This is a genomic window from Leminorella grimontii (genome assembly GCF_039789245.1).
GTDB classification, from domain to species: Bacteria; Pseudomonadota; Gammaproteobacteria; order Enterobacterales; family Enterobacteriaceae; genus Leminorella; species Leminorella grimontii.
The window spans coordinates 1946509-1970483 of sequence record NZ_CP146357.1; the positions used below are offsets into that span (position 1 = coordinate 1946509).

At 52.4% G+C, this 23975-nt stretch carries 26 protein-coding genes; 14 read left to right on the plus strand and 12 right to left on the minus strand.

Annotation, left to right across the window (positions count from 1 at the left end):
* Nucleotides 1-52: 52 nt before the first annotated feature.
* Complete coding sequence (locus V8L73_RS09215) at nt 53-1759, minus strand: formate--tetrahydrofolate ligase (RefSeq protein ID WP_347254690.1); 1707 nt, start codon at nt 1757-1759, stop codon at nt 53-55.
* A gap of 226 nt (nt 1760-1985) precedes the next feature.
* Between V8L73_RS09215 and V8L73_RS09220 the strand changes: the two genes are divergently transcribed.
* From V8L73_RS09220 to rlmA, 5 genes are all read left to right on the plus strand, one after another.
* Nucleotides 1986-2966 carry a bile acid:sodium symporter family protein gene (locus tag V8L73_RS09220; RefSeq protein WP_347254691.1) on the plus strand — a complete coding sequence of 327 codons (981 nt, stop codon included), beginning with the start codon at nt 1986-1988 and terminating at the stop codon, nt 2964-2966.
* 200 nt (nt 2967-3166) lie between these two features.
* Complete coding sequence (lpxL, locus tag V8L73_RS09225) at nt 3167-4084, plus strand: LpxL/LpxP family Kdo(2)-lipid IV(A) lauroyl/palmitoleoyl acyltransferase (protein WP_027273244.1); 918 nt, start codon at nt 3167-3169, stop codon at nt 4082-4084.
* A gap of 290 nt (nt 4085-4374) precedes the next feature.
* The gene (gene cspE / locus V8L73_RS09230) at nt 4375-4584 is read left to right on the plus strand and encodes a transcription antiterminator/RNA stability regulator CspE (RefSeq protein ID WP_027273243.1); all 210 of its coding nucleotides are present in this window, start codon (nt 4375-4377) and stop codon (nt 4582-4584) included.
* Nucleotides 4585-4771: 187 nt separating this feature from the next.
* On the plus strand, nt 4772-4978 hold the full coding sequence (locus V8L73_RS09235; protein WP_027273242.1) for a cold-shock protein: 207 nt from the start codon (nt 4772-4774) through the stop codon (nt 4976-4978).
* A gap of 131 nt (nt 4979-5109) precedes the next feature.
* Nucleotides 5110-5928: a 23S rRNA (guanine(745)-N(1))-methyltransferase gene (gene rlmA, locus V8L73_RS09240; protein ID WP_347254692.1), complete on the plus strand. Its 819-nt coding sequence runs from the start codon at nt 5110-5112 to the stop codon at nt 5926-5928.
* Between the two features lie 46 nt (nt 5929-5974).
* Here rlmA and V8L73_RS09245 read toward each other — a convergent pair whose 3' ends face one another.
* Nucleotides 5975-7342 (minus strand): L-serine ammonia-lyase, encoded by a 1368-nt coding sequence (locus tag V8L73_RS09245; protein WP_027273240.1) that lies wholly within the window; start codon nt 7340-7342, stop codon nt 5975-5977.
* Between the two features lie 209 nt (nt 7343-7551).
* On the minus strand, nt 7552-8124 hold the full coding sequence (locus tag V8L73_RS09250; protein ID WP_347254693.1) for a CoA pyrophosphatase: 573 nt from the start codon (nt 8122-8124) through the stop codon (nt 7552-7554).
* Nucleotides 8125-8321: 197 nt separating this feature from the next.
* Between V8L73_RS09250 and V8L73_RS09255 the strand changes: the two genes are divergently transcribed.
* Nucleotides 8322-8498, plus strand: a complete 177-nt coding sequence (locus V8L73_RS09255; protein WP_071783245.1) for a YoaH family protein — start codon at nt 8322-8324, stop codon at nt 8496-8498.
* A 25-nt stretch (nt 8499-8523) separates the two neighbouring features.
* Here the strand turns inward: V8L73_RS09255 and V8L73_RS09260 are convergent, their stop codons facing one another.
* A complete protein-coding gene (locus tag V8L73_RS09260) occupies nt 8524-9027 on the minus strand; it encodes a YgjP-like metallopeptidase domain-containing protein (protein WP_027273238.1) in 504 nt (167 codons plus the stop codon).
* 397 nt (nt 9028-9424) lie between these two features.
* Here V8L73_RS09260 and cspE (V8L73_RS09265) point away from each other — a divergent pair, with 397 nt between their 5' ends.
* Nucleotides 9425-9634, plus strand: coding sequence for a transcription antiterminator/RNA stability regulator CspE (gene cspE / locus V8L73_RS09265; protein WP_027273237.1), 210 nt, complete (start codon nt 9425-9427; stop codon nt 9632-9634).
* A 59-nt stretch (nt 9635-9693) separates the two neighbouring features.
* On the opposite strand, the gene V8L73_RS09270 is transcribed toward cspE (V8L73_RS09265), so the two are convergent.
* On the minus strand, nt 9694-11637 hold the full coding sequence (locus V8L73_RS09270; protein WP_347254694.1) for an exoribonuclease II: 1944 nt from the start codon (nt 11635-11637) through the stop codon (nt 9694-9696).
* Between the two features lie 233 nt (nt 11638-11870).
* Here V8L73_RS09270 and ppnP point away from each other — a divergent pair, with 233 nt between their 5' ends.
* Nucleotides 11871-12155, plus strand: a complete 285-nt coding sequence (gene ppnP, locus V8L73_RS09275) for a pyrimidine/purine nucleoside phosphorylase (protein ID WP_027273235.1) — start codon at nt 11871-11873, stop codon at nt 12153-12155.
* Between the two features lie 53 nt (nt 12156-12208).
* On the opposite strand, the gene fabI is transcribed toward ppnP, so the two are convergent.
* From fabI to pspF, 7 genes are all read right to left on the minus strand, one after another.
* Nucleotides 12209-12997 (minus strand): enoyl-ACP reductase FabI, encoded by a 789-nt coding sequence (gene fabI / locus V8L73_RS09280; protein ID WP_027273234.1) that lies wholly within the window; start codon nt 12995-12997, stop codon nt 12209-12211.
* Between the two features lie 187 nt (nt 12998-13184).
* Entirely contained in the window at nt 13185-13997 is an 813-nt protein-coding gene (gene sapF / locus V8L73_RS09285; protein ID WP_036023103.1) for a putrescine export ABC transporter ATP-binding protein SapF, read from the minus strand.
* On the minus strand, nt 13997-14992 hold the full coding sequence (gene sapD / locus V8L73_RS09290) for a putrescine export ABC transporter ATP-binding protein SapD (RefSeq protein ID WP_027273232.1): 996 nt from the start codon (nt 14990-14992) through the stop codon (nt 13997-13999). Before sapD ends, sapF begins: the two co-directional genes overlap by 1 nt.
* A complete protein-coding gene (gene sapC / locus V8L73_RS09295; protein ID WP_027273231.1) occupies nt 14992-15882 on the minus strand; it encodes a putrescine export ABC transporter permease SapC in 891 nt (296 codons plus the stop codon). Before sapC ends, sapD begins: the two co-directional genes overlap by 1 nt.
* Entirely contained in the window at nt 15869-16834 is a 966-nt protein-coding gene (gene sapB / locus V8L73_RS09300; protein ID WP_027273230.1) for a putrescine export ABC transporter permease SapB, read from the minus strand. Before sapB ends, sapC begins: the two co-directional genes overlap by 14 nt.
* Nucleotides 16831-18507: an ABC transporter substrate-binding protein SapA gene (sapA, locus tag V8L73_RS09305; RefSeq protein ID WP_261830991.1), complete on the minus strand. Its 1677-nt coding sequence runs from the start codon at nt 18505-18507 to the stop codon at nt 16831-16833. The genes sapB and sapA overlap by 4 nt, the downstream gene beginning before the upstream one ends.
* Nucleotides 18508-18647: 140 nt before the next feature.
* Nucleotides 18648-19664: a phage shock protein operon transcriptional activator gene (gene pspF, locus V8L73_RS09310; protein WP_261830990.1), complete on the minus strand. Its 1017-nt coding sequence runs from the start codon at nt 19662-19664 to the stop codon at nt 18648-18650.
* 192 nt (nt 19665-19856) lie between these two features.
* Here pspF and pspA point away from each other — a divergent pair, with 192 nt between their 5' ends.
* From pspA to V8L73_RS09340, 6 genes are all read left to right on the plus strand, one after another.
* The gene (gene pspA / locus V8L73_RS09315) at nt 19857-20528 is read left to right on the plus strand and encodes a phage shock protein PspA (RefSeq protein ID WP_261830989.1); all 672 of its coding nucleotides are present in this window, start codon (nt 19857-19859) and stop codon (nt 20526-20528) included.
* A 75-nt stretch (nt 20529-20603) separates the two neighbouring features.
* Nucleotides 20604-20837, plus strand: a complete 234-nt coding sequence (gene pspB / locus V8L73_RS09320; RefSeq protein WP_027273226.1) for an envelope stress response membrane protein PspB — start codon at nt 20604-20606, stop codon at nt 20835-20837.
* Entirely contained in the window at nt 20837-21181 is a 345-nt protein-coding gene (pspC, locus tag V8L73_RS09325) for an envelope stress response membrane protein PspC (protein ID WP_261830988.1), read from the plus strand. The genes pspB and pspC overlap by 1 nt, the downstream gene beginning before the upstream one ends.
* 98 nt (nt 21182-21279) lie before the next feature.
* The gene (locus V8L73_RS09330; RefSeq protein ID WP_027273224.1) at nt 21280-21528 is read left to right on the plus strand and encodes a hypothetical protein; all 249 of its coding nucleotides are present in this window, start codon (nt 21280-21282) and stop codon (nt 21526-21528) included.
* Nucleotides 21491-22888: a YcjX family protein gene (locus V8L73_RS09335; RefSeq protein ID WP_261830987.1), complete on the plus strand. Its 1398-nt coding sequence runs from the start codon at nt 21491-21493 to the stop codon at nt 22886-22888. The genes V8L73_RS09330 and V8L73_RS09335 overlap by 38 nt, the downstream gene beginning before the upstream one ends.
* A complete protein-coding gene (locus V8L73_RS09340; RefSeq protein ID WP_261830986.1) occupies nt 22885-23946 on the plus strand; it encodes a YcjF family protein in 1062 nt (353 codons plus the stop codon). The genes V8L73_RS09335 and V8L73_RS09340 overlap by 4 nt, the downstream gene beginning before the upstream one ends.
* Nucleotides 23947-23975 lie beyond the last annotated feature (29 nt).

A 23975-nucleotide genomic window follows, 5' to 3' on the forward strand; every position in this document is an offset into this window, starting at 1 on the left:
AGCGTAGGGTTATTGAGGATTACCTACAATTGGGTAAGAATTGAGCGGTATTTTAACTTAATCCTACGATCTCCCCATTGTCGTCAAGATCGATATTTCGATAGGCAGGCAGCGTTCCCAGACCGGGCATCGTCATGATATTTCCCGCATAGGTGCGGATAAAGCCTGCGCCCGCCGAGACTTTCAGCGATGAAATGGTCACGGTAAACCCTTGCGGAACGTTTTTCAGCGAAGGATCGGCGCTGATAGACAGCGGCGTCTTGGCGATACACAGGGGGAGGCGTCCGAAGTCCTGCTTTTCCAGCGCGGCCAGCTGCGCTTCAGCCTGCTCGGTTAATATCAAGGAGTCTGCGCCGTAGGTATCAACCAGCGTTTGGAGCTTGCTGCGTAAAGGCACTTCATCCTGATAAAGCAGGTTTACCTTTGCTTCATTCTGGCTTGCGGCCACGACGGCCTTGGCCAGCTCAGCCGTACCCTGACCGCCTTCGGCAAATGCCCGGCTGACCTCAACGCCCACGGCGCCGCAGGAAAGCGCAAATTCGCGCAGGTAGTCCAACTCCTGCTCGGAATCCGTCGGAAATTTGTTGATGGCGATAACTACCGGTAAGCCATAGCGCTTGGCGTTGTTGATGTGCCAGCCGAGGTTTTGGCACCCCTGAGCCAGTAGCTCAACGTTGCTTTCGGCGATCTCAGGTGGCAGCGACTGGCCTGGCTTAATGTTGAACTTGCCGCTGTTGGCCTTCAGGCTGCGCAGCGTGGCGACCAATACAACGCAGGACGGCTTGATGCCCGACTGGCGATACTTAATGTTAAAAAACTTTTCCATTCCCATATCGGAACCAAAGCCGGCTTCGGTGACGACGTAGTCAGCAAGCTGAAGCGCAATGCGGTCGGCGATAACGGAAGAGTTGCCGTGGGCGATGTTGGCGAACGGGCCGGCGTGAATAAGCACCGGCGTATTTTCGCTGGTCTGCATCAGCGTAGGCTGAATGGCGTCTTTCATCAGAACGGTCATCGCGCCGGCGACTTCCAGCTTTTCTGCCGTAATCGGCTGGCCTTGAGTATCCAGCGCCAGAATGATGCGGCCAATGCGCTGGCGCATGTCCTTTAGGTTTTCAGACAGGGCCAGAATGGCCATCAGCTCGGACGCCGCCGTGATGTCATAACCGTCCTGACGTTCAACGCCGTTAACGCCGCCGCCGACGCCGACCTCAATGTGGCGCAGCGCTCGGTCGTTGTGGTCAACGACGCGTTTCCACAGAATGTGTTCGACGTCGATATTCAGTCGGGGTAGGCCGGTCTGTTCGGTAAACGCATCGCCCAACCGCTGTTCGTGATACAGGCGGGCGTCCAGCGCCGCGGCGGCAAGGTTGTGTGCGGCGGTGATGGCGTGAATATCTCCGGTGAGGTGTAGGTTTAGCTTCTCCATAGGCAAAACCTGCGCTTTTCCGCCACCGGCCGCGCCGCCTTTCACGCCGAAAACCGGCCCAAGGCTTGGCTGGCGGATGCAGGCGATCGCGTCGTGACCGATTGCGTTAAGTCCCTGGCTTAGGCCAATGGTGGTCACTGTTTTTCCTTCGCCCAGAGGTGTAGGCGTAATGCTGGAAACTAAAATTAGCTTTCCCTTGACCGGGCGGGAGTTCAGCAGCGATAAATCGACTTTTGCCGCATCGTTGCCATAGGGTATGAGGTGTTCAGAGGAAATGCCGTAACGTAGTGCAATATCGCTAATTGGTTTTAATGCGGGTTGAGAAGCCATTCTTTCTACGATCCTGTCTGTTCGTCATGTTGGGTGGGACATAGCCTGATACGAAGGCAGGATTATGTCATAAAGCCGAACGGAAAAAAGCAAACGATATCGTTTTCTTGATACAAATTGCGGGATATTCGGATGGAGAATCGAACGAAGCGGGGCGCTTCAGGTTGCTTTTACAGCAAAATAGCATAGATTAAAGAATACGCTTGTTGTATGGGATGTTTGTTTCATGTCGTGGCTGAAGTTCCTCCGGATCGATCCTTTTTTATTAATCCTTATTACCGTCGTCGTTCTTGCATCGCTGTTCCCCTGTGAAGGTGACGCCAAGATTTTTTTCGGCTGGTTGACCAAGGCGGCGATCGCGCTGCTGTTTTTTATGCACGGCGCCAAGCTGTCGAGGCAGAATATCGTCAATGGGCTAGGGCACTGGCGTTTGCACCTGGTCGTGCTGTTTAGCACCTTTATACTGTTTCCTTTATTAGGGCTCGGGTTAGGCGTTTTTGTCCCTGGCGTAATGTCTTCCGGCATCTATTTAGGGTTTCTTTATTTGTGTGCGCTACCGGCGACGGTTCAGTCGGCCATCGCCTATACCTCTATTGCCGGAGGTAACGTTGCGGCCGCCATTTGCAGTGCTTCGGCTTCCAGCCTGCTTGGGGTGTTCCTTTCCCCCATTCTGGTCGGATTGTTGATGCATACTCAGGAAGGGAGTGCGGATACGGTACAGGCCATTATCGATATCATTATTCAGCTGATGGTGCCGTTTGTTATCGGGCACCTTGCCAGGCCGCTGATCGCCAATTGGGTAGAGCGACACAAAAAGCTGATTAACAAAACGGACAGAACCTCCATTTTGTTAGTCGTGTATACGGCCTTCAGCGAAGCGGTCGTTGAGGGGATTTGGCACAAGGTCAATGGATGGTCGCTGCTGACCATCGTTTTCTTCTCGCTTGTTTTGTTGGCTATCGTGCTGGTGGTCAATACGGTGGTTGCGCGCGCGCTGGGTTTTTCTAAAGAAGATGAAATCACGATCGTTTTTTGTGGTTCGAAAAAGAGCCTGGCTAACGGCATTCCGATGGCCAACGTGCTGTTTCCCGCAGCGGCAGTAGGAATGATGGTGCTGCCGTTAATGATTTTTCACCAGATCCAGCTTATGGTTTGTGCCGTAATGGCGCAGCGCTATGCCCGGAGAATTGAAAAGAAAACCGAGTGAATTTAAATAATTGTCAATCTATCGGTTTTTTTTTAGATAAACGAACTTTCACACATCCGATCTGTCATAATGAGCATAGATAGCGTTGTATCAATGGCATTTTAATCTGCCTATCTGGCTCATTAATCTCTCTTTGTACAATGGCTTTTCAGCCCGTTTTTAATTGTGTTACGAGTAATCAGAGAGATTGTATGTCAGTTATGAAGCCTCCGCGTTTTCGCTATTCTTTCCTACTGCCTAAGTATTGGCACGTATGGTTTGGGTTAGCGCTTCTCTATCTCCTGGTTCAGCTGCCTTATCCCGTTATCTTTTTTATCGGCAGCAGAATCGGGCGTTTTTCTATGCGCTTCCTTTCACGCCGACGCCACATCGCGCGAAGAAATATCGAGCTCTGCTTTCCTGCGCTCAGTCAGGATAAAAAAGAGAGAATGCTGGTTGAGAACTTTGAAGCTTTAGGTATGGGGCTGTTTGAAACCGGAATGGCATGGTTTTGGCCCGATAGCCGAATCAAAAAGTGGTGTAAAATCGATAACCCCGAAATCATGTCTCGCATAAGGGAAGGGGGCCGAGGCGTTCTTCTCGTTGGAATCCACTTTTTAACGCTGGAGCTGGGCGGCCGAATCTACGGCATGTACAACCCCGGCATCGGCGTTTATCGAGCCCACAATAACAAACTGATGGACTGGGTTCAGTTTTTAGGCCGCAGCCGCTCAAATAAAGCGTTTATTGACCGCCATAATGTGAAGGGCATGATTAGCGCTTTGCGTAAGGGAGAGATCCTCTGGTATGCCCCCGATCATGACTACGGCCCTCGTAACAGCGTCTTTGCGCCGTTTTTTGCCGTTCCTCAAGCGGCAACGACGGTGGGAACCAGTATTTTGATGCGTCAGGCCAATCCGGTTATTTTGCCCTTTACGCCGAAGCGCCACGCTGACGGCAGTGGATACACGGTAATGATTACCGAACCGCCTGAAGGGTTCCCCATGAAGGATACGGCTGAAGCCGCGGCCTTCATGAATAAAATTGTGGAAAAAGAGATATTAAAAGCGCCGGAGCTGTACATGTGGCTGCACCGTCGTTTTAAAACGCGCCCGGCGGGCGAGTTATCGCTCTATTAATCTGTTTTAACCGATTGATGACGCCAGCATTTCTTTTATTCAAAAGAGGGAAGAAAACGCTTGCGTTATGCGGGGCATTATGAGTAAATGTAACCCGGCCTGTGTTGCAGACCTATTTATGTGTACGACATTAGAGTAAAGCTCGTTCCCTCTTAAAGCCGTTATCGTTTGATTTCGCTTGTTAGATGAACATCTTCTTAGTGCCTCCATAAGTAAACTCTGAGAATCTGGCCGTAATGCCTATACCCTATGATGTATGGCAGGTTAACTAAATTAAAGGTAAGTTAAAGATGTCCAAGAAAACTGGCAAAGTTAAGTGGTTCAATGAAAGCAAAGGTTTTGGTTTTATTGAGCAAGATGATGGTGGTAAGGATGTATTCGTTCACTTTTCTGCAATCATGAGCGAAGGTTTCAAGACCCTGGCTGAAGGCCAGAAAGTCGAGTATACCATCCAGGATAGCCCGCGCGGTCCGGCCGCTGCCAACGTTATCGCGCTGTAATCAGCACGCAACGTTAGCACAAGAAGCCCGCATCCTGATGCGGGTTTTTTTATGGCTGTTTTTCTTAACACGGTTTTAAATCGGACTAACCGATAACTGCCTGTGACTCCAAGTACAGACGTTTTTATAACTCACTGTAGAAGGAAATAGACTATTTGAAATTAATTTTGAAGTAAGAGGTATAACAATGACTTTAAGAACTGGATATGTAAAGTGGTTCGATAAAGACCACGGTTTTGGTTTGATCTCCCCCCTAGACGGCACTTCCGATGTTTACGTTGATCGAAACGCCATTGCGACGTCGACCAAGCAGCTGATTGAAGGCCAACACGTTGAGTTTTCTACGCAGAGAAGTTCAAGGGGCCCGTCGGCTCTGGACGTTATTGCGTTTTAATCCGTTATTGACGTATACACAGTGAAGGAAGGATGCGTTAACGCGTCGGCTTAGCGCGGCGTTAATGGTATACTTCCTTCATGTTTGTTGTGTAAAAACGCATTTTTCTCATTTGTCCATTAGGAACTCCTATGCACTATCAGTGTCCTCTCTGTCATTTACCCCTTCGGCTAAATGACAGAGCGTGGCTGTGCGATAATCGGCATCAGTTTGACTGCGCAAAAGAAGGCTATGTTAACCTGATGCCCGTACAGCATAAGAAGTCTAAGCTGCCCGGCGACAACGCAATGATGATGCAGGCAAGGCGGCGTTTTTTAGACGGCGGACACTATCAGCCGCTACGCGAAACGGTAATGCATTTTTTAGATAGTGCGTTACCGAGAGACGGCCATTTATCCTTATTGGATATTGGCTGCGGAGAGGGCTATTACACCGGCTTTATTGCACGATCGCTTAGCGCTAGTCGCAACATTGCCGCCTACGGGCTTGATATATCAAAGGACGCAATACGAGCCGCCGCCAAACGCCATAGCGGCATTGAGTTCTGCGTTGCTTCGAGCCACCGCTTGCCGTTTACCGATGATGCCATCGACGGCGTTGTGCGCATTTACGCACCCTGCAGAGATGAAGAGCTGAAAAGAGTCGTCAAGAGCGGCGGCGTTATCGTCACGGCAGTTCCCGCTCCGCGCCATCTTTTTCAGTTAAAAGCGCTGATTTATCGCGAAGCGAAACCGCATGATGACATATTGGAAGAGATTGACGGATTCGAGTTCGTTAGCCAGCAAAGAATAAGCTATTCAATGACGCTTACGGGAATGCAGGCAGCGGATCTGTTGTTAATGACGCCATTTGCCTGGCGTGCAAGCGAAGTACTGACTGCCGAATTAAAGGGGCAAACGACCTTTGAGTGCGAGGCCGATTTCTACGTTCGGCTCTACCGAAAGCGGTAAAAAATAACGGCGCCAAAGGCGCCGTTTTAGCTATATCAAATGCGCGTTAATCACAGGGAACGACCTTAATCGCCAGCCCACCGCGGGAGGTTTCCCGGTATTTGGCGTTCATGTCCTTACCGGTTTCGTACATGGTTTCTATCACTTTGTCTAACGACACTCTGGGCTCGCTGGTGCGGCGAAGCGCCATTCGGGATGCGTTAATAGCCTTTACCGACGCGATGGCGTTACGTTCAATGCAGGGAACCTGTACCTGCCCGGCGACCGGGTCGCAGGTCAGGCCAAGGTTATGTTCCATACCGATTTCCGCTGCGTCGCAGACCTGCTGAGGGCTTCCCCCCAAAAGTTCCGTTAAGCCGGCCGCCGCCATTGAGCAGGCTACGCCCACCTCTCCCTGACAGCCCACTTCAGCGCCGGAAATGGAGGCGTTCATCTTATAAAGCGTGCCAATGGCGCCCGCTGCCATGAAATAGCGGATGTAGGCTTCGGGGGAAACCGGTTGAATAAAGCGATCGTAATAGGCCAATACCGCAGGCACGATGCCGCAGGCGCCGTTGGTTGGTGCGGTGACGACGCGGCCGCCGGCGGCGTTTTCTTCATTCACCGCAAGCGCGAACATGTTTACCCAGTCGATGATGTTCATCGGATCGTTAGACAGCTTATCAGACGACAGCAGCATACGGCGCAGGGGCGCCGCGCGACGAGGTACCTGAAGTGGGCCGGGCAGTACGCCTTCGGTATTCATTCCGCGATCGATACAGTCTTTCATCGTTTGCCAGACGGCGGCGAAGTAGCTGTCAATCTCCTTAACGCTGTGCATAGCGAGTTCGTTTTGCATAACGAGCCCGGAAATAGAAAGCCCGTACTGCTTACAAAGCGTCAGCAGCGCCTCGGCGGATTTGAACGGATAGGGGACGCTGATCTCACTCTTGTCCTCTTTTCCAAAGTTTTCGTCATCAACGATAAAGCCGCCGCCGATGGAATAGTAGGTTTTACTATATACCGCACGTTCGCCTGCAAACGCAGTGATTTTCATGCCATTTTCGTGACGGGGAAGGTTTTCGCTGTGAAAGACCATGCCGCCTACGCGTGGAAATAGAACCTCATGCTGGCCGGCGGCCAGCGACAGGCGCTCCGTTTCTTCTACCCGACGGATAAAGCCGGGAATGCTGTCAATATCGACCGTATCGGGCTGATTTCCCGCCAGCCCCATAATAATGGCAATGTCCGTATGGTGCCCTTTACCGGTAAGGGAGAGTGAACCATAAACGTCGACGACAATACGATTCACATTAGTTAACATCCCGCTGCGGCAGAGATCGTCGACAAACGCTTTGCCGGCTTTCATTGGCCCAACCGTATGTGAGCTGGAAGGGCCAATACCAATTTTGAACATGTCGAAAACGCTAATCACGCGGGGTTCCTCAGGGAAATAAATGATGTAAAAACGGCTCAGGTCATTTCATTGAACTAGTCAATTGGCCTGAGCATAAAGATATGGGTGAAATTTAGTTTTACAATACTCGCTAATTATAGTCTTTTTATCGTGAGGCTAGCTATAAAATTAGAAGATTATTAAAGCAATCGTTTTCTTCTCATTTATCTAATTCAGGCTGAAAATAGTTATCTTGAAAACGTTTCCTGTATTGCCAGCTGTCGAAGTATTGCTGCGGTAAGTCCCCAGATTAGGTGGCCTTCGTACGGCATAACGTAAATATCATGACCTTGGCCCCGGCGAAACACGTTAATCGTCCGGTAGTTTTGGATGCGCAGAATGTGGGTTAGAGGGACTTCGAACAGGGCGTCGACCTCATCGCGATTTTGCCTAAAATGTAGCCCATCGGGCAGCAGGCCGATAATGGGCGTGACCCGATAGCCGCTGATGCTGTCCTGCGAGGGAAGCTGCCCTAATACGTCAACATTTTTGGGCTCAAGGCCTATCTCTTCACAGGCTTCCCTAAGCGCCGTTGCGCTGAGGCTTACGTCGCTGATGTCGACGGCGCCGCCGGGAAACGCCACTTGCCCAGGATGGTGGCGCAGCGTTCTTGAACGGCGCGTGAGCAGGATCGATGGCTGTTCTTTTCGAATGATTGGAATCAATACGGCAGCCTGCTTTATCTGTCGCCCGAGCGGCGTTTCGGGTAATGACAGCAGTTGGAAACGTCGTATAAAGTGATTGAGAATGTCGTTGTTCATGACTGTAGAAATTTGATTTTTTGAGCGTTAAGCCAAGCTGAGTCACCAAACCCACTAGCAACTTCTGGATCAATGAATTTGTACATGTTTCGCACCTCTAAATGGGAGTATAATCTTCTTCGCGCCAAGAGCGTATTGATTTTATTGGGCTATCGAGTGCACGACGCTCTGATGCTCGCCAGTGTAAAAGGGCGTTTATGTTTTCAGCAGACTTTCCGACGTTAAATCATGAAGAGCAGCAAAAAGCGGTTGAGCGCATTCAGGAGCTGATGGCTCAGGGCATGGGAAGCGGGGAAGCGATTGCGCTGGTTGCTCAGGAAATCAGAGAAAATCATACGGGAAAAGGGCGCGTCGCCTTTTGGGACGAGGAGTAAAACGCCAACGCCTTTGTTCGCTTTTTCAATAGAGTGGCCCGAATTTTTCCAGATAGGTCAAATAGAGTCGCGCATCGAATTCCAACTGATGGTACTCCGGTTCCATATAGCAGCATAATTGATAGAAGTCTTTGTTGTGCGACTTTTCTTTTAAGTGGGCTAATTCGTGAACTACGATCATTTTTAATAAGGGTTCGGCCGCCAATTTGAATACATTTGATATTCTAATCTCACTCTTGGCTTTTAATTTACTTCCCTGAATTCTCGATATTGACGTGTGCATACCCAATGCATGTTTAATAATGTGAATCTTATTGTCATAGCAAACTTTACTTAGCTGCGATGAATTTCTTATATATTCATTTTTTATTAAAGTAGCATATTGATATAACGACTTATCTGTCGTATAGCCGTGAGGGGTAGGATAGCGCTTCAAAAGGAACGTTCCCAATTGATCCCTTTCAATCAGAATCTTAACCTGTTGCCGAAGCGTTTCGGGGTAGCCGTTTAAATACTGTAACATTGTCATGAATTGAGCATATTGTATTATGATTAACCTTTCTATTTTATCATGAGATAAAAAAGGTTGCACGAGCGTCTTAATTTTGTCCTTTTTGGTATATTTACTACTCGATGAATTAGAAATGGAATCAAAACTGCTTAACCGTTTCTATAAAAGGCGTGTGGTAATTTATGTGCTCCCGATCTAATTTTTAATTGTGTGGTTGAAAACACCTTGCCTAAATTTAATAGATATGAGGTAATGAAATTGACCCATTAATGAGAGCTACTTTGGTAATCATTTTGGACTTCCCTATGGTTAATGACAATAGTGGAACGATGAGTGATTTTTGTCCTTAATAGATAGTCCGAATGGGTCGTATATGCCTTTTTTGGCAGGTTAAATATCAATAGGAATTTTTGTAATGTCTAAGAAAACTGGTCACGTTAAGTGGTTCAACGAAAGTAAAGGTTTTGGATTTATCACCCCAACCGACGGCAGCAAGGACGTGTTCGTACACTTCTCTGCTATCGCTGCTGATGGATTCAAGACTCTGGCAGAAGGCCAGCACGTTGAATTTTCTATTCAAGACAGCCCACGTGGCCCGTCTGCTGCCAACGTTGTAGCCCTATAAGGCGTCACCCAGCAGCCAAAAACCCGCCTTCGGCGGGTTTTTTATTGGCCGCAGCGTGATTACGCGAGCGACGGCGCCGGTCTGGCAATGACTGAGCGGGTCTCTATTCGAACTTCTTCGACCGTCACGCTGATAGTGTCACCCTGACGATATAGCGGCTCTCCCTTTAATATAACCGTTCCACTCTCTGAGCTACAGGTAAGTTCATCGCGTACGGCATGGATAAAGGGTGCCGGTACAAAGGCCACTGCACCGTTATCCAGCAGTCTGACCCGCATTCCGCCGCGAGATACGTCAATAATCTCGGCCTGATAATGAACGCCGTTTCCGGCCTTATCCTGAAGAAATCGGGCGTAGAGCCAATCGCTGACGTCTCGTTCAGAAAGGCGATTTGCGCGGCGGCGATCGCTCAGCGGCTGGATAACGCTCCGATCCGGCGCGGTTGACGGTTGTCCGTGAATGAGCGCTTTAAGCAAGCGGTGGTTAATGATGTCTCCGTACTTTCTTATCGGCGACGTCCAGGTTGCATAGGCCTCAAGCCCCAGGCCATAGTGGGGGGCTGGTTCAGTGCTTACCTCTGCATAGGTTTGATATTTCCTGATGCGGCCGTCCAGATAGGACGTCGGCTGTGCGTCAAGCAAACGGCGCAGGCGACAGAAGCCTTCCAGCGTTAAGAGTTCATCTTTATCGAAACTAATCCCGTTATTTCTTAATACGTCGACGGCCTGTTCAACCAGAGCGGGATCGAAGCCGGCGTGGGTGTTGAATATTCCATAGCCCAGCTTTTGTTTTAATACGCTAGCTGCACAGACGTTTGCCGTAATCATTGATTCTTCGACGATGCGGTTAGCGATGCGGCGGCGCTCGGTCACGATATCTAAAACGGCGCCGTTTTCTCCTAAAATGAAGCGATAATCGGGCCTGTCTTTAAACACCAGGGCGTGTTGAGTGCGCCACTCTATGCGGCGAAGGGCGATTTGGTTCAACAGGCGAATTTGTTCAGCCGATGGTTCACTCTGCGGTTGCCAGCCGTCTTTGCCTTCCAGCCAATCAGAAACGTGGTCGTAGTCCAGCTTATCTTTTGACGTTACCCAGGCGCTGAAAAACTCAATATCTTCACTCAAAGCGCCATCAGCCGAGATGGATACCTGACAAACAAGCGCAGGGCGCCGCTCGTTTGGTTGAAGAGAACACAAATTTTCCGATAAATCCCTTGGCAACATGGGAATATTAAAGCCGGGAAGATAGTGGGTGAACACACGTGTTTGTGCGATAACGTCCAGCTCGCTTCCCTCGCTGACGTAGGCCGTAGGATCGGCAATAGCGATAAACAGCTTGAGAATGTCGTTATCGCCGCGTTCAACGTAAAGCGCGTCGTCCATATCCTGCGTCGATTCACTGTCAATGGTGACGAAGTGCAGCGGGCTTAGGTCGCGACGAACAATGCCGTCATCCTGAATGTCGCAAGGGGTCCACTGCGGCGCCTCTCGCTCCAGCTGGTGACGTGACAATGTCACCCACCACGGCGCATAGTGATCGCCGCTAAAGGTGATAAATTCGGTTATTAGCGCGCTGAACCCGCGCTCTCCGCTGAGCGGATGGCCCTTCATTTCTGCAACGACCCAGTCGCCTTCGTTAAGCGGCGTAGGAACGTCGCTTTTCACTTTTGCCGGAAAGACGTCTTTTACCATCGGGTGATCGGACTGAACGAACAGGCGCTCGCCTTTTTTTACCACGCGGGCGATAAAGCGCGTCAGAAAGGGTTCTACCAGCGTTTCAGGCTCTGCCTGCTCTTTGTCATTTTGGGAGTGCAGCGTTGCAATAATTCTGTCGCCATGGGTCACTTTTTTCATCTGCGGCGGTGGAATGAAATAGCTCTTTTGATTGTCCGCTTCAAGAAATCCAAAGCCTTTTTCCGTTGCTTTGACGATGCCTTCTACGCGAGGCGCGGTGGCGTGGAGTTGCTGTTTAAGCTGGGCAAGCAGCGGGTTATCTTGAAACATATTTTCCGCAGTAGTGAATAGGCGTTTTATGATGGCCTTTTTACACAAAACGCCGCGTGGGGGCAAGCTAATTGAATAAATTGATGGGTGAGGAGCGGCTTAAAGTATGTTACAAAAGAGGAACGGCTCGGCGAATGCTGAACGTAAGGGCGTTTCATCATTAACTGTTTTTAAAACCAGAGAGCCTCGCTTTTTATAAGCAGTGCGGTTCTAAACTATTGGGCGGTAGGAATATGCTGAGCGTAAATGAATATTTTGCAGGAAAAGTAAAATCTATCGGCTTTGAGAACGGCAGCATTGGCCGTTCGAGCGTCGGCGTAATGGAAGTGGGAGAGTATAATTTCAGCACCAACCAACCGGAAGAGATGACCGTCATTGCCGGTTCATTAAACGTTCTGTTGCCCGGTTCGACGGAGTGGGTTGCCTTTGGCGTGGGAGAATCGTTCCCCGTTCCAGGAAAAAGCGAGTTTACGGTTCAGGTATGTGAGACTAGCGCTTATCTGTGTCGCTATCTGTAAAAAGTAAAAAAGCGGGCCGATGACGGCCCGCTTTTTGATGAACGATCAATAAATTATTTCAGTTCTAATTCATTCATTGCGGCGATGCTGAAGCCGCCGTCGACGTGAACCACTTCGCCGCTGATGCCGGCAGAAAGGTCAGAGCACAGGAAGGCGGCGCTGTTGCCGACGTCCTCAATGGTAACGGTGCGACGGATCGGCGTGACCGCTTCGCAGTGGGCCAGCATCTTTTTGAAGTCCTTAATGCCGGACGCGGCCAGCGTACGGATCGGGCCGGCGGAAATCGCGTTAACGCGAACGCCGTCAGGGCCCATGGCGTTAGCCATATAGCGTACGTTAGCTTCCAGAGAGGCTTTAGCCAGGCCCATGACGTTGTAGTTCGGGATAGCACGCTCTGCGCCCAAGTAGGAGAGCGTCAGCAGCGCAGCGCCTGGGTTCAGCATTGAACGGCAGGCCTTGGCCATTGCGACAAAGCTGTAGGAGCTGATGTCGTGAGCGATTTTGAAGCCTTCACGGGTAACGGCGTTAACGTAGTCGCCGTCCAACTGGTCGCCCGGAGCGAAGCCGATAGAGTGAACAAAACCGTCAAACTTAGGCCAGGTTTTCCCTAACTCAGAGAACAGGGCAGTAATGCTGTCATCTTCCGCTACGTCACAGGCCAGAACGAGATTCGCGCCAAGTTCGGCGGCAAATTCTTCTACGCGCGACTTCAGCCTGTCGTTCTGATATGTCAGAGCCAGTTCAGCGCCCTCGCGTTTCATCGCCTGCGCGATGCCAAAAGCGATTGAGCGGTTGCTGGCAACGCCGGTTACCAGAATACGTTTACCGGTTAGAAAACCCATAGCTATGATCCTTGTAGTCAATATAGACCGACGGAATGTGTCCGAAACGATCTCTGTTAATAAAACGGTGCGATTCTATCATGCCTGTTGTAAAGATCGTGCACCTTTGTCGCGTTGCATCGTACGACCATTTCCTCCTACGCCCGTTTTATACGTAAAGCGCAGGAAAAAGAGGCCGCACAAACGGTTAAATATGGGCAATGTCCTTTCGCCAGTGATCGGCGGTCAGCGCTTCGGTAAAGTGGCTGTTTATCATTCGGCGCGTAATATCATGCAGCGGGGAAGCGATAACTTCCGCCGTATTGCCGCGTTCGACCACCTCGCCCTGTTGCATAACGATAAGCTGATCGCTGACGTGTTTGACCATGCCGAGATGTTGGCTGACGTAGATATAGGATATACCGTGTTTTTCCTGCAGTTCCATCATTAAGTTGATTAACTGTGAACGTAATGACATATCCAACGACGCCAGCGCTTCGTCGGCAACGATAATTTTGGGTTGCAAAATCAGCGCTCGGGCTAAGGCAACCCGCTGCTTTTGCCCGGAGGCCAGCATCTGCGGATAGTAGTAAGCGTGCTCGGGCAACAGCCCCACCTGACGCAGCGTCAGATTAATGCGCCTTTCTCGCTCAGAGGCTTCCAAAGAGGTATTTAACCGCAGGGGAATATCCAACAGCTGGCCAATGCGCTGGCGTGGGTTAAAGGAGGTGTTGGGATCCTGAAAAATCATGCGGATATGCTGGCTGCGGTAGCGATAGTCGCCAAACTCCAGGCGGTGTCCGTCGATCACGATATCGCCCGAGGTGGGTTTGATCATGCCTGATATCATTTTGGCCAACGTTGATTTTCCCGAACCGTTTTCCCCGATAATGGCCAACGTCTGTTTTTCTCTCAGCGTAAAGCTGACCGGCTTTACCGCATCCAGTTCATGCGGACGGAACAGGCCGGTTCGGTAGCGAAACGTCTTGGACAGGTTACGGACTTCAAGCAGCGTATCCATCAGGACGGTTCCTCATAGTTAAGCGGGAAATGGCAGGCGAACTTGTGTCCCTTTACGTCGCGCAGGCGCGGCGTTTCAATACACTTCTTTTGTGCGTAGGGGCATCGAGGCCCAAGGCGACAGCCAATGGGGAGGTGCTCCAGTGACGGGATGACGCCGGGAAGCGTATTCAGGCGGCTTTTATGGGGCAACGCGCGCTCAAAGTCCGGCATTGCGCGGATCAACGCCTGAGTATAGGGGTGATGGGGCGCCGTCAGAAGCTCCTCGCAGGGGGCGCTTTCTACCGTCTGTCCGCAGTACATGACGTTGATGCGCGTCGCCCACTTGCTCATCATTTGCAGGTCGTGGCTGATAAGCAGGATGGTCGTGTTGTTATTCTGATTCATGCCTGCAAGCAGGCGAAAAATCTGCGCCTGAGTCGTAGACTCCATCGCATTGGTTGGCTCATCGGCGATCAGAAGCCGCGGCTGGTTAGCCAGGGCGATAGCTATCATGACCTTTTGACATTCACCTTCAGTCAGCTCATAAGGATAGCTGTTCATGATGTCCTTATGATCTTTGATGCCTACGCGATGAAGCAGTTCTATTGCGCGATGCTTGCGCCAGTTAAAGCGCTGCCACCATCGGCCTTTGTAGGTCCAGCCGGGGATCGTCTGAACGATCTGCTTGCCGACTTTCTCCATCGGATCGAGACAGGACTGCGGCTCCTGAAAAATCATTGAAACGTTGTGGCCAACGAGCTTTCGACGCTGACGAGGCGAGAGCTTCAAAAGGTCAACGTCGTTGAGCCGAAAGCGATCGGCGGTAATGCGCCAGCTGTCTTTGCTAATGCCGCAAATGGCCTTGGCGATAAGGCTTTTTCCTGAACCTGATTCGCCCACCAGGCCGCGAATTTCACCTTCGGTCAGAGCCAGGCTTACGCGGTCAACGGCCTTTACCGGGCCGTCCGGCGTCATAATTTCAATGGTCAGATTGCGAATATCCAGAAGCGGCATTATTCATCACCTGTCGTAATTGTGCGGTAGACGCCTTCACCGAGAAGGTTAACCAGCAGTACGCTAATCATCACCGCAGCGCCGGGCAACATGACGCACCAGGGCGCGACGTATACCAGCTCTAAAGAGTCGCCCAGCATGGTTCCCCATTCGGTAGAGGGGAGCTGGGCGCCAAGGCCGAGAAAGCCGAGTGCGGCGATGTCCATAATGGCCATCGACAGCGCTCGGGTGAATTCAGAAACCAAAACCGGCGCGATATTCGGCAGCAGGCCGTTCCACAGGATATAGCTCGTAGACGCTCCGTCCAAACGCGCGGCGATCACATACTCTTTTTCCAGCTCGTCATGTACGGTGAGGTAAATGGTGTGAATGATGCGCGGCAACAGCGCCAGCCATACGGCGAACATCGCATGTTCCAGCCTGGGACCGACAAACGCAACAACCACAATAGCCAGCAGTAGGGAAGGAACGGCCAGCAAAATGTCGAGAATATGGTTAAGAAATGCGGAGCGAAGCCCGCGGCTAACGCCGGCCAGCACGCCCATCAGAGTACCTACCAGCGCAGCGGCCAGCGTAACCAGAATCGCCGAGCCAACCGTCGGCGCAGCGCCGTTTAGCAGGCGGCTTAGCACGTCGCGGCCCAGATCGTCGGTGCCGAGGAAGAAGGAAACGTCCCCATGGCGGGACCAGGAAGGCGGCAGCAGCTGATAGCCGAGAAACTGTTGATCGAGCTGATAGGGCGCGAGCGCTTCGCCAAACAGGCAGAGCACTATCAAAAACAGCATGCCGTACAGGCCAATCATGGCCAAAATATCCCGGTGGATATGATGCCAGACGTAGTTCAGCGCGCTGGGCATCTTCTTTTCTCGGTATACGTTATCGGAAAGCATACCATTCCTTATTTTTCAACGGGTTGGTCATGGCGTTAAAAATATCGGCCAGCAGGTTAACGACGATGGCCAGCGCGCCCATGATGATGATTCCCGCCGAGATAACGGCGAAGTCCTGTTGACGAATGGCGATAATGAGCCAGCGCCCCAATCCCGGCCAGCTAAACACGGTTTCCGTTACGATAGCCAGCGCCAGCATGGTCGAAAACTGCAGGCTTAGCTTCGGTAAAATAATGGGTAGCGCGTTGTGCAGCACGTGGCGCCTTATAATCGTAAAACGAGAGAGCCCGCGGGTTGCGGCCGCTTTGATATAGTTTTGACCAATAATCTGAAGAACGCTTTGGCGCATCAGGCGAATAACTTCCGTTGTCGGCGCAACCGACAGCGCCGTGACCGGCAGAATAAGGTGCATGATAACGCTAATCATCATCTGCTCCCGATAGGGAGAGTCGGACATCCAGGCGTCAATCAGGGCGACGCCGGTCACTGGAGGAATTTGATAGAGCAGGTCGTAACGCCCGGAGGCAGGCAGCAGGCCAAGATTCAGAGAAAACAGCAGCGTTAGCAGCAGGCCCAGCCAAAACGTGGGGATAGAAAAACCGAACAGGGAAACTGTAGTAATGACGTTATCGGGCCACTTGTGTTTAAACATCGCGGCCATAATTCCCAGCGGCAGGCCTAACCCAAGGGAGATAGCAAAGGCCAGCACGCACAGCTCCAGCGTCGCGGGGAAAACGAACTTCAGCTGTTCGCTAATTGACTCGCCGTTGATAGCGGAAACGCCAAAATCGCCCTTCAGCAGGCCGCCGATATAGTGAATATAGGCGGGAACCGCGCTCTCATTGGCCAGCGGCGCGTGGAGCGTATAGTAAGAAACGCTAAACCCTACGATAGTCAGGATAAAAAGCGTTACCAGCGCCAGCAGCAGTCGACGAAGTAAGTAAATAATCATTGCTGCTCCTTAGACGCCTTTTCCCGATACACGCCGGCAAAAGAGACGTTGCCAAGCGGGCTGAGAACCAAGCCTTTTATATCATAGCGGTAGGCCTGAATGCGCAGCGATGAGGCCAGCGGCAGGATCGGCAGCTCATCCGCCAGCGTCTTTTGCGCCTGACGGTAGATGGCTATGCGGGAGGAAAGATCCTGCTCCATAACGCCCTGATTCAGCAGACTATCAAACTCAGGGTGGCACCACCGGGCGTAGTTTGTCTGTGAATCAATGCCGGCACAGCTTAGCAGCGGGCGGAAGAAGCTGTCGGGATCGTTGCTGTCGGTCGCCCACCCGGCAAGCGTAAGATCGTGGTCCTCATCGCTTAAGCTGTTTTCCTGAAAGCGGCCTTCAATCGGCACGATGGTGACTTTGATATTGATGCGGGCCAGATCCGCCTGCAAAAGCTCCGCCGTTTTCAACGGGCTTGGGTTATAGGCTTGAGACGCGGTGGAAACCCACAGGTGCAGGCGAAGAGGACCGACGCCGGCTTCTTTTAGCAACTGCTTGGCTTTCTCAATGTTGTATTCGGTAATTTCCGATTCGCTGTCGTAGGCCCAGGAAGTACGGGGCAGAATAGAGGACGCCGTTTCCGCCGTGCCGTAATAGATGGACTGCATCAGCCTTGGGTTATTGATAGACAGCGCGATCGCGTGGCGAACCCGCTTATCGTTTAGCGGCGGCTTGCTGGTGTTGAACGCCAGATAGGCCACATTCATGCCGGTACGCAGAGAGATCCGAAGCCTGGGATCGTCGCGTAAAATAGTCAACTGGCTGGCGGCCGGGTAGGCCAGTACGTCGCACTGACCGGTCAGTAATTTTGACAGGCGGCCCGTCCCGCCTGCGCCCAGATCGATAACCACCTGCGGCATGCGGGGCAGGCCGCGCCAGTAGCTTTCATTGCGCTGTAGCCGAATAAACTGACCGGGACGGTATTCGTTGAGTAAAAACGGTCCGGTGCCGACCGGCAGTCGGTCAATACGTTCCTGCTTTCCGATCTTCAGCAGATTGCGAGAGTACTCTTCGGACAATACGGGCGCATAGTGCGTCGCCATGTGCCACAGAAAGGAGGCGTCCGGCTGCTTGAGCCGAATTTCGACCGTGTAGCTGTCGATTTTTTTAATCTCGCGAACCGTATTGGAAAACTGCATGCTGTCGAAATAGGGGTAATGGCCGCCGTTGACGGCGTGATAGGGCGCTTCCGGGTTAAAAATCCGGTTAAAGCTGAAAATCACGTCATCCGCGTTCATTTTTCGAGTTGGCGTAAACCAGGGCGTAGTCTGAAACGGTACGTCCTTGCGCAGATGAAAACGGTAAGCTGCGCCGTTGTCCAGCGTTTCCCAACGCTCGGCCAGTTCGGGAACCAGACGATAGGTAAGAGGATCGACGTCCAGCAGGCGATCGTAAAGCTGGGCCGCAATGGTATCCACCATGACGCCGCCGTTGGCAATTTGCGGGTTAAAGCTGTCAATGAGGCCATTGACGCAGTAAACGAAGCCGCTTTGACGAACGTCGGCAGCGGGAGACGCCGCCTGCGTTGTCGCAGCGCCCTCCACGGGAGATTCGTCATTTGGCGCCGCCTGAACGGGCAGCGCAAGGCTGGCACAGAGCAAAGCCCCTAATTTTAACCCACGCATATCTCAAAAGATCTTGGTTATGGAAGTCAGCCGATGATTATACAAGAGTATAGCCGCCATCCCAATCTTTAACCGGTATTCATCGCGGTTGAGGCGTAGAGTGGTTAAAAAACTATCGGCGCGGGAGTGCCGATAGTGAGTCATTCATCTTTCTTACCCTGCTCATATTTACGCAAAATGCCGCGCAGCTGGTCATAGCTGAGCGATAAAAGCTTTGCCGCCTGCCGCTGGTTGAACTGGCTTTTCATCAGGGCCAGTTCAACCAGCTCCCGTTCCTGCTGCGCCAGCCAGCCTTTAAGATCGACGGGCAGCGGTGGAAGCGATGATAAAGGCGCTTCAGACGATAAAGGATCTTTTTGTTTTGCGCTCTGCGTGTGAACGAAAGGATCGATAATAATATCGTTCAGCGGTTCATCGGCATCCTTATTGCGATAAATGGAACGTTCAATCACGTTCTTCAGCTCTCGCACGTTGCCCGGCCAGCGATAGCCCATCAGCGTATCAACGGCAAGCGGCGTAAAGCCGGGGAAAAGGGGGCGTTCCAGTTCTCGACACATCTGAATGGCGAAATGCTCAGCCAGCAGCATGATGTCTGAGCGCCGCTCTCTAAGCGGAGGGAGGTTAATAACGTCAAACGCCAGGCGATCGAGCAGGTCGGCGCGAAACTTCCCCTGGCGAGCCAGTTCGGGGAGGTCTTCGTTGGTTGCGCAGACCAGGCGCACGTCCACTTGCAAAGGCTGAGTGCCGCCAACGCGCTCTAGCTGACCGTATTCAATCACCCTCAACAGCTTTTCCTGCACCAGCATGGGAGCGTTCGCCAGCTCGTCAAGAAACAGCGTTCCGCCGTCGGCACGCTCAAAGCGTCCTAGGTGTCGCTTTTGTGCGCCGGTGAACGCGCCGGCTTCGTGGCCGAACAGCTCTGAATCGAGCAGGGTGTCGCTCAGAGCGGCGCAGTTCAGCGAAATAAACGGCCCCTGCCACCGTTTGGACAAATAGTGCAATCGATGGGCGATGAGCTCTTTCCCCGTGCCGCGTTCGCCGATAATCAGCACTGGCTTGGTGAGCGGAGCGACTCTGGACGCTTGTTCTAACACGTCAATAAAGCTGTTGGACTGACCGATTAGGTTATCGATACCGCTGTTTACACCGCTGTTCATGGTTAAATTCGCCATTAGTTGGTTTTTTTCATCAAATCATTTTTTATAGTCAGATGGCAAGTAAAAATATATTTTCTTTAAAATCAGTTAATTATAGGTTGGTGCAAACTTGGCACGCTTCTTGATATATGCAAAGGGAAGGCATCTTGCCACTACCTTAATTAACGACCGTAGATAAAGAGGAACACAGCCATGGGTATTTTTTCTCGCTTTGCAGACATCGTAAACGCCAATATCAGCACTCTGCTTGAGAAAGCGGAAGATCCGGAAAAAATGGTTCGCCTGATGATTCAGGAAATGGAAGACACGCTGGTTGAAATTCGTTCTACCTCCGCCAGAGCGCTGGCCGAGAAGAAGCAGCTGACCCGCCGCATTGAACAAGCCACGGCGCAGGTGGCCGAGTGGCAGGAAAAGGCGGAGCTGGCGCTGCGTAAAGATAAAGAAGATCTGGCGCGCGCCGCCCTGATTGAAAAGCAGAAAGTGGCCGATCTGGTGGCCGTTCTGGAGTCAGAGCTGACGCTAGTTAACGAAACGCTGGAGCGTATGCGTAGCGATATTACCGAACTTGAGGCTAAACTGAGCGAAACGCGCGCTCGCCAGCAGGCAATGGCGCTGCGCCATCAGGCCGCCGCTTCATCACGCGACGTCCGTCGCCAGCTGGACAGCGGTAAGGTCGATGCAGCGATGGCCCGCTTCGAGCAGTTCGAGCGCCGCATCGACCATATGGAAGCAGAAGCGCAAAGCGTCGGCTTCGGCAAAGAAAAGAGCCTACAGCAGCAGTTCACCGAGCTGAAGGTCAACGAAGCGATCGACAACGAGCTGGCCGCGCTGAAGGCCAAGATGAACAAAGATAAAGAAGCCTGATAGTCAGGTGTAGCTATGTCGCTTATCCCTTTGGCGGATAAGCGACCCCCGAATCATCAAAAGTAAGGAATATCAATGAGCTGGCTAATGGGTTTACTTGCCGTACCGTTGACGCTGTTTATTCTGTTTATTGTCCCGATCTGGCTTTGGCTGCACTACCGCAATAAGCAGAGTAACGGCGGACAGCTTAACTCGCAGGATATGCAGCGCCTCATGGCGCTGAGTGAACAGGCTCAGCGAATGAAAGAACGCATTGCGGCGTTGGAATCTATTTTAGACGAAGAGCATCCCAACTGGAGGCAACGTTAATGAACAACAAGCTATATCGTATTCCTGAAGAGGGCATGATTAGCGGCGTTTGCGCGGGGATCGCCCGCTACTTGGGCATTCCGGTCGTCGTTGTACGCATTCTGGCGGTACTGGCGCTGTTTTTCGGCTTTTTCTTTATCACCGTCGTGATTTATTTCACCATGGTTTTCTTTCTGGACAGCGCTCCGAGCGCGGAAGCATCGTTACACAGCCGCATTCCGGTTCGCCAGCGGCTTCATCAGGCGACGCAGGAGCTGGAGGCGAGCGAACGCCGCCTGCGCGAGCTGGAGCGCTATCTGACCTCCGACACCTTTCAGGTTGAAAGCCGTTTTCGTCGCCTGTAGCGCCTTCAATCGACACTTTCCCTTCTGCGCCGGGTTCCTTGCTTAAGGAACCTTCGGCGCGGTCTGATACAAAGCTCCACGGGTAAGGAATTCAAAAAATGACGCGTTCTTTTAAAAGGCAGCAGGTCGTTCAAACGCTGGCGATGCTGCTCTTTTTCCTGAGTAAATATTACGGCCCGACGTTCGTGTTATCATTGCTATTGAAACTTAACCTGTGGCGGCCGGCGCGTACGGCCTTAATTTTGTTTGGCGAACCTTTGTTGAGAAAAGGAATAGCGTTGACCGCCCGCCGCATGAAGAAGGCTTCTGATGAAACGACTGAAGAACGAAATTCAATCGCTGGTTAATCGCGGTCTGGATCGTCACCTAAGGCTGGCGGTGACCGGGCTTAGCCGCAGCGGCAAGACGGCGTTTATCACGGCGTTTGTCAATCAACTGCTGAACGTCAACAACGGCGCCAGGCTGCCGCTGTTCTCCGCCGTGCGCGAAGAGCGCCTGCTTGGCGTGAAAAGGATCCCTCAACAGGACTTCGGCATTTCCCGCTTCGCCTATGATGAAGGGCTGGCGTCCCTCTACGGTACGCCGCCAAGCTGGCCGGTGCCGACGCGCGGCGTCAGCGAGATCCGTCTGGCGTTACGCTTTCGCTCCAACGATTCCCTGATGCGCCACTTTACGACGCATTCGACGCTCTATTTGGAGATTGTCGACTATCCGGGAGAGTGGCTGCTCGATCTGCCGATGCTTGAACAAAGCTATCTGGAATGGAGTCGGCAAATGAACGACGTCCGCCAAGGAGAACGCGCCAAATGGGCCGAGCCTTGGCTGGAACTGTGCCGTAAATGCGACCCGCTGGGGCCAGTAGATGAAAACCTGTTGGCGGAAATCTCGGAGGCCTACAGCCTTTATCTGCAACAGTGTAAACAGGAGGGGCTGCACTTTATCCAACCGGGGCGGTTTGTTTTACCTGGGGAGCTGGCCGGCGCGCCGGTGCTGCAGTTTTTCCCCTGGCCGGAGATCGACGAGAAAAATGAACCCAGGCTTGCGCAGGCCGATAAGCACACTAACTTCGGCATGCTGAAAGCGCGCTATGACTACTACTGTCAGCATATTGTGAAAGGGTTCTATAAGGACCATTTTCTGAATTTCGATCGCCAAATCGTGCTGGTGGACTGTCTCCAGCCGCTAAACAGCGGTCCGCAGGCGTTCAACGATATGCGCCTGGCGATGACGCAGCTGATGCAGAGCTTTCATTACGGCCAGCGCTCTCTTTTCCGCCGGCTTTTTTCACCCTGTATCGACAGGCTGATGTTCGCCGCCAGCAAGGCGGACCACATTACGCCCGACCAGCATGCCAATCTGGTTTCCCTGCTTCAGCAGCTCGTACAGGAAGCCTGGCAGAATGCCGCCTTTGAGGGGATTACCATGGACTGCGTCGGGCTAGCCTCCGTACAGGCGACCGATAGCGGAATTATCGAGCATCAGGGAAACCGAATGCCGGCGCTCAAGGGGCATCGATTAGAGGACGGACAGCTTTTAACCGTCTATCCCGGAGAAGTCCCGGCTCGTCTGCCGGATCCCTCTTTTTGGCAAACGCAGGGCTTCCACTTCGACGCTTTCCGGCCTAAGCCGATGAGCGTCGATACGCCGCTGCCGCACATTCGACTGGACGCGGTAATGGAGTTCCTGTTAGGAGACAAACTGAGATGAACCAACCCATCAAGGGACGAATCGAGTTCGATAAGCCCCTGGTCGAAGAAAAAGAACCTGAGCTGCGTCACCATCAGCGGTTTGATGACGAGCAGGCCGAACGTTTTTATCCTACGGCGCCGGAGCTTGAGGCCGAGGAGGCGGAAGGCGAAGCCGAAGGGCTAATCGCCAACGCGCTGAGGCCGAAAAAAAGCCTGTGGCGAAAGATGGTGACGCTCGGCTTAGGGCTGTTTGGCATTAGCGTCATTGCTCAGGGGGTTTACCGTATTTCCGATGCAATCGCTCAACACGAATGGATCACGCTAGGCGCTTACGGCGCAGGCGCGATTATCGTCGTAGCGGGAGTGGGCTCGGTGATTACCGAATGGCGGCGGCTTTATCGCCTGAGAGAGCGGGCTCAGGAGCGCGATACGGCCCGCGAACTGCTGCAAAGCCACGGGCTTGGCAAAGGTCGCGCGTTTTGCGAAACGCTGGCCAAGCAGGCGGGAATTGACAACAGCCATCCCGCGTTGCGCCGTTGGCAGGCCTCTTTGCATGAAACGCAAAACGACAGAGAGGTGGTTACGCTCTACGCCGAGCTGGTGCAGCCCGTGTTGGATCAGCAGGCGCGTCGGGAAATCAGCGGTTCAGCGGCGGAATCGGCGCTGATGATCGCCGTCAGCCCGCTGGCGCTGGTGGATATGGCGTTCATCGCCTGGCGCAACATTCGCCTAATCAACCGCATCGCCAACATCTACGGCATTGAGCTGGGCTACTTTAGCCGCATTCGGCTGTTTAAGCTGGTGCTGCTAAACATTGCCTTCGCCGGCGCCAGCGAGCTTATCCGTGAAGTCGGCATGGACTGGCTGTCTCAAGACATCACGGCAAGGCTTTCGGCCCGCGCGGCGCAGGGCATCGGGGCAGGGTTGTTGACGGCGCGTCTGGGCATCAAAGCGATGGAGCTGTGTCGACCTCTGCCCTGGCTGGACGGCGATAAGCCTCGGCTGGGCGATTTTAGAACCCAGCTTATCGGCCAGCTTAAAAACGGGCTGTCGAAGGTTGGAGGAAAGGACAAATAGTAAAAAGGCCGCTTTCGCGGCCTTTGTCT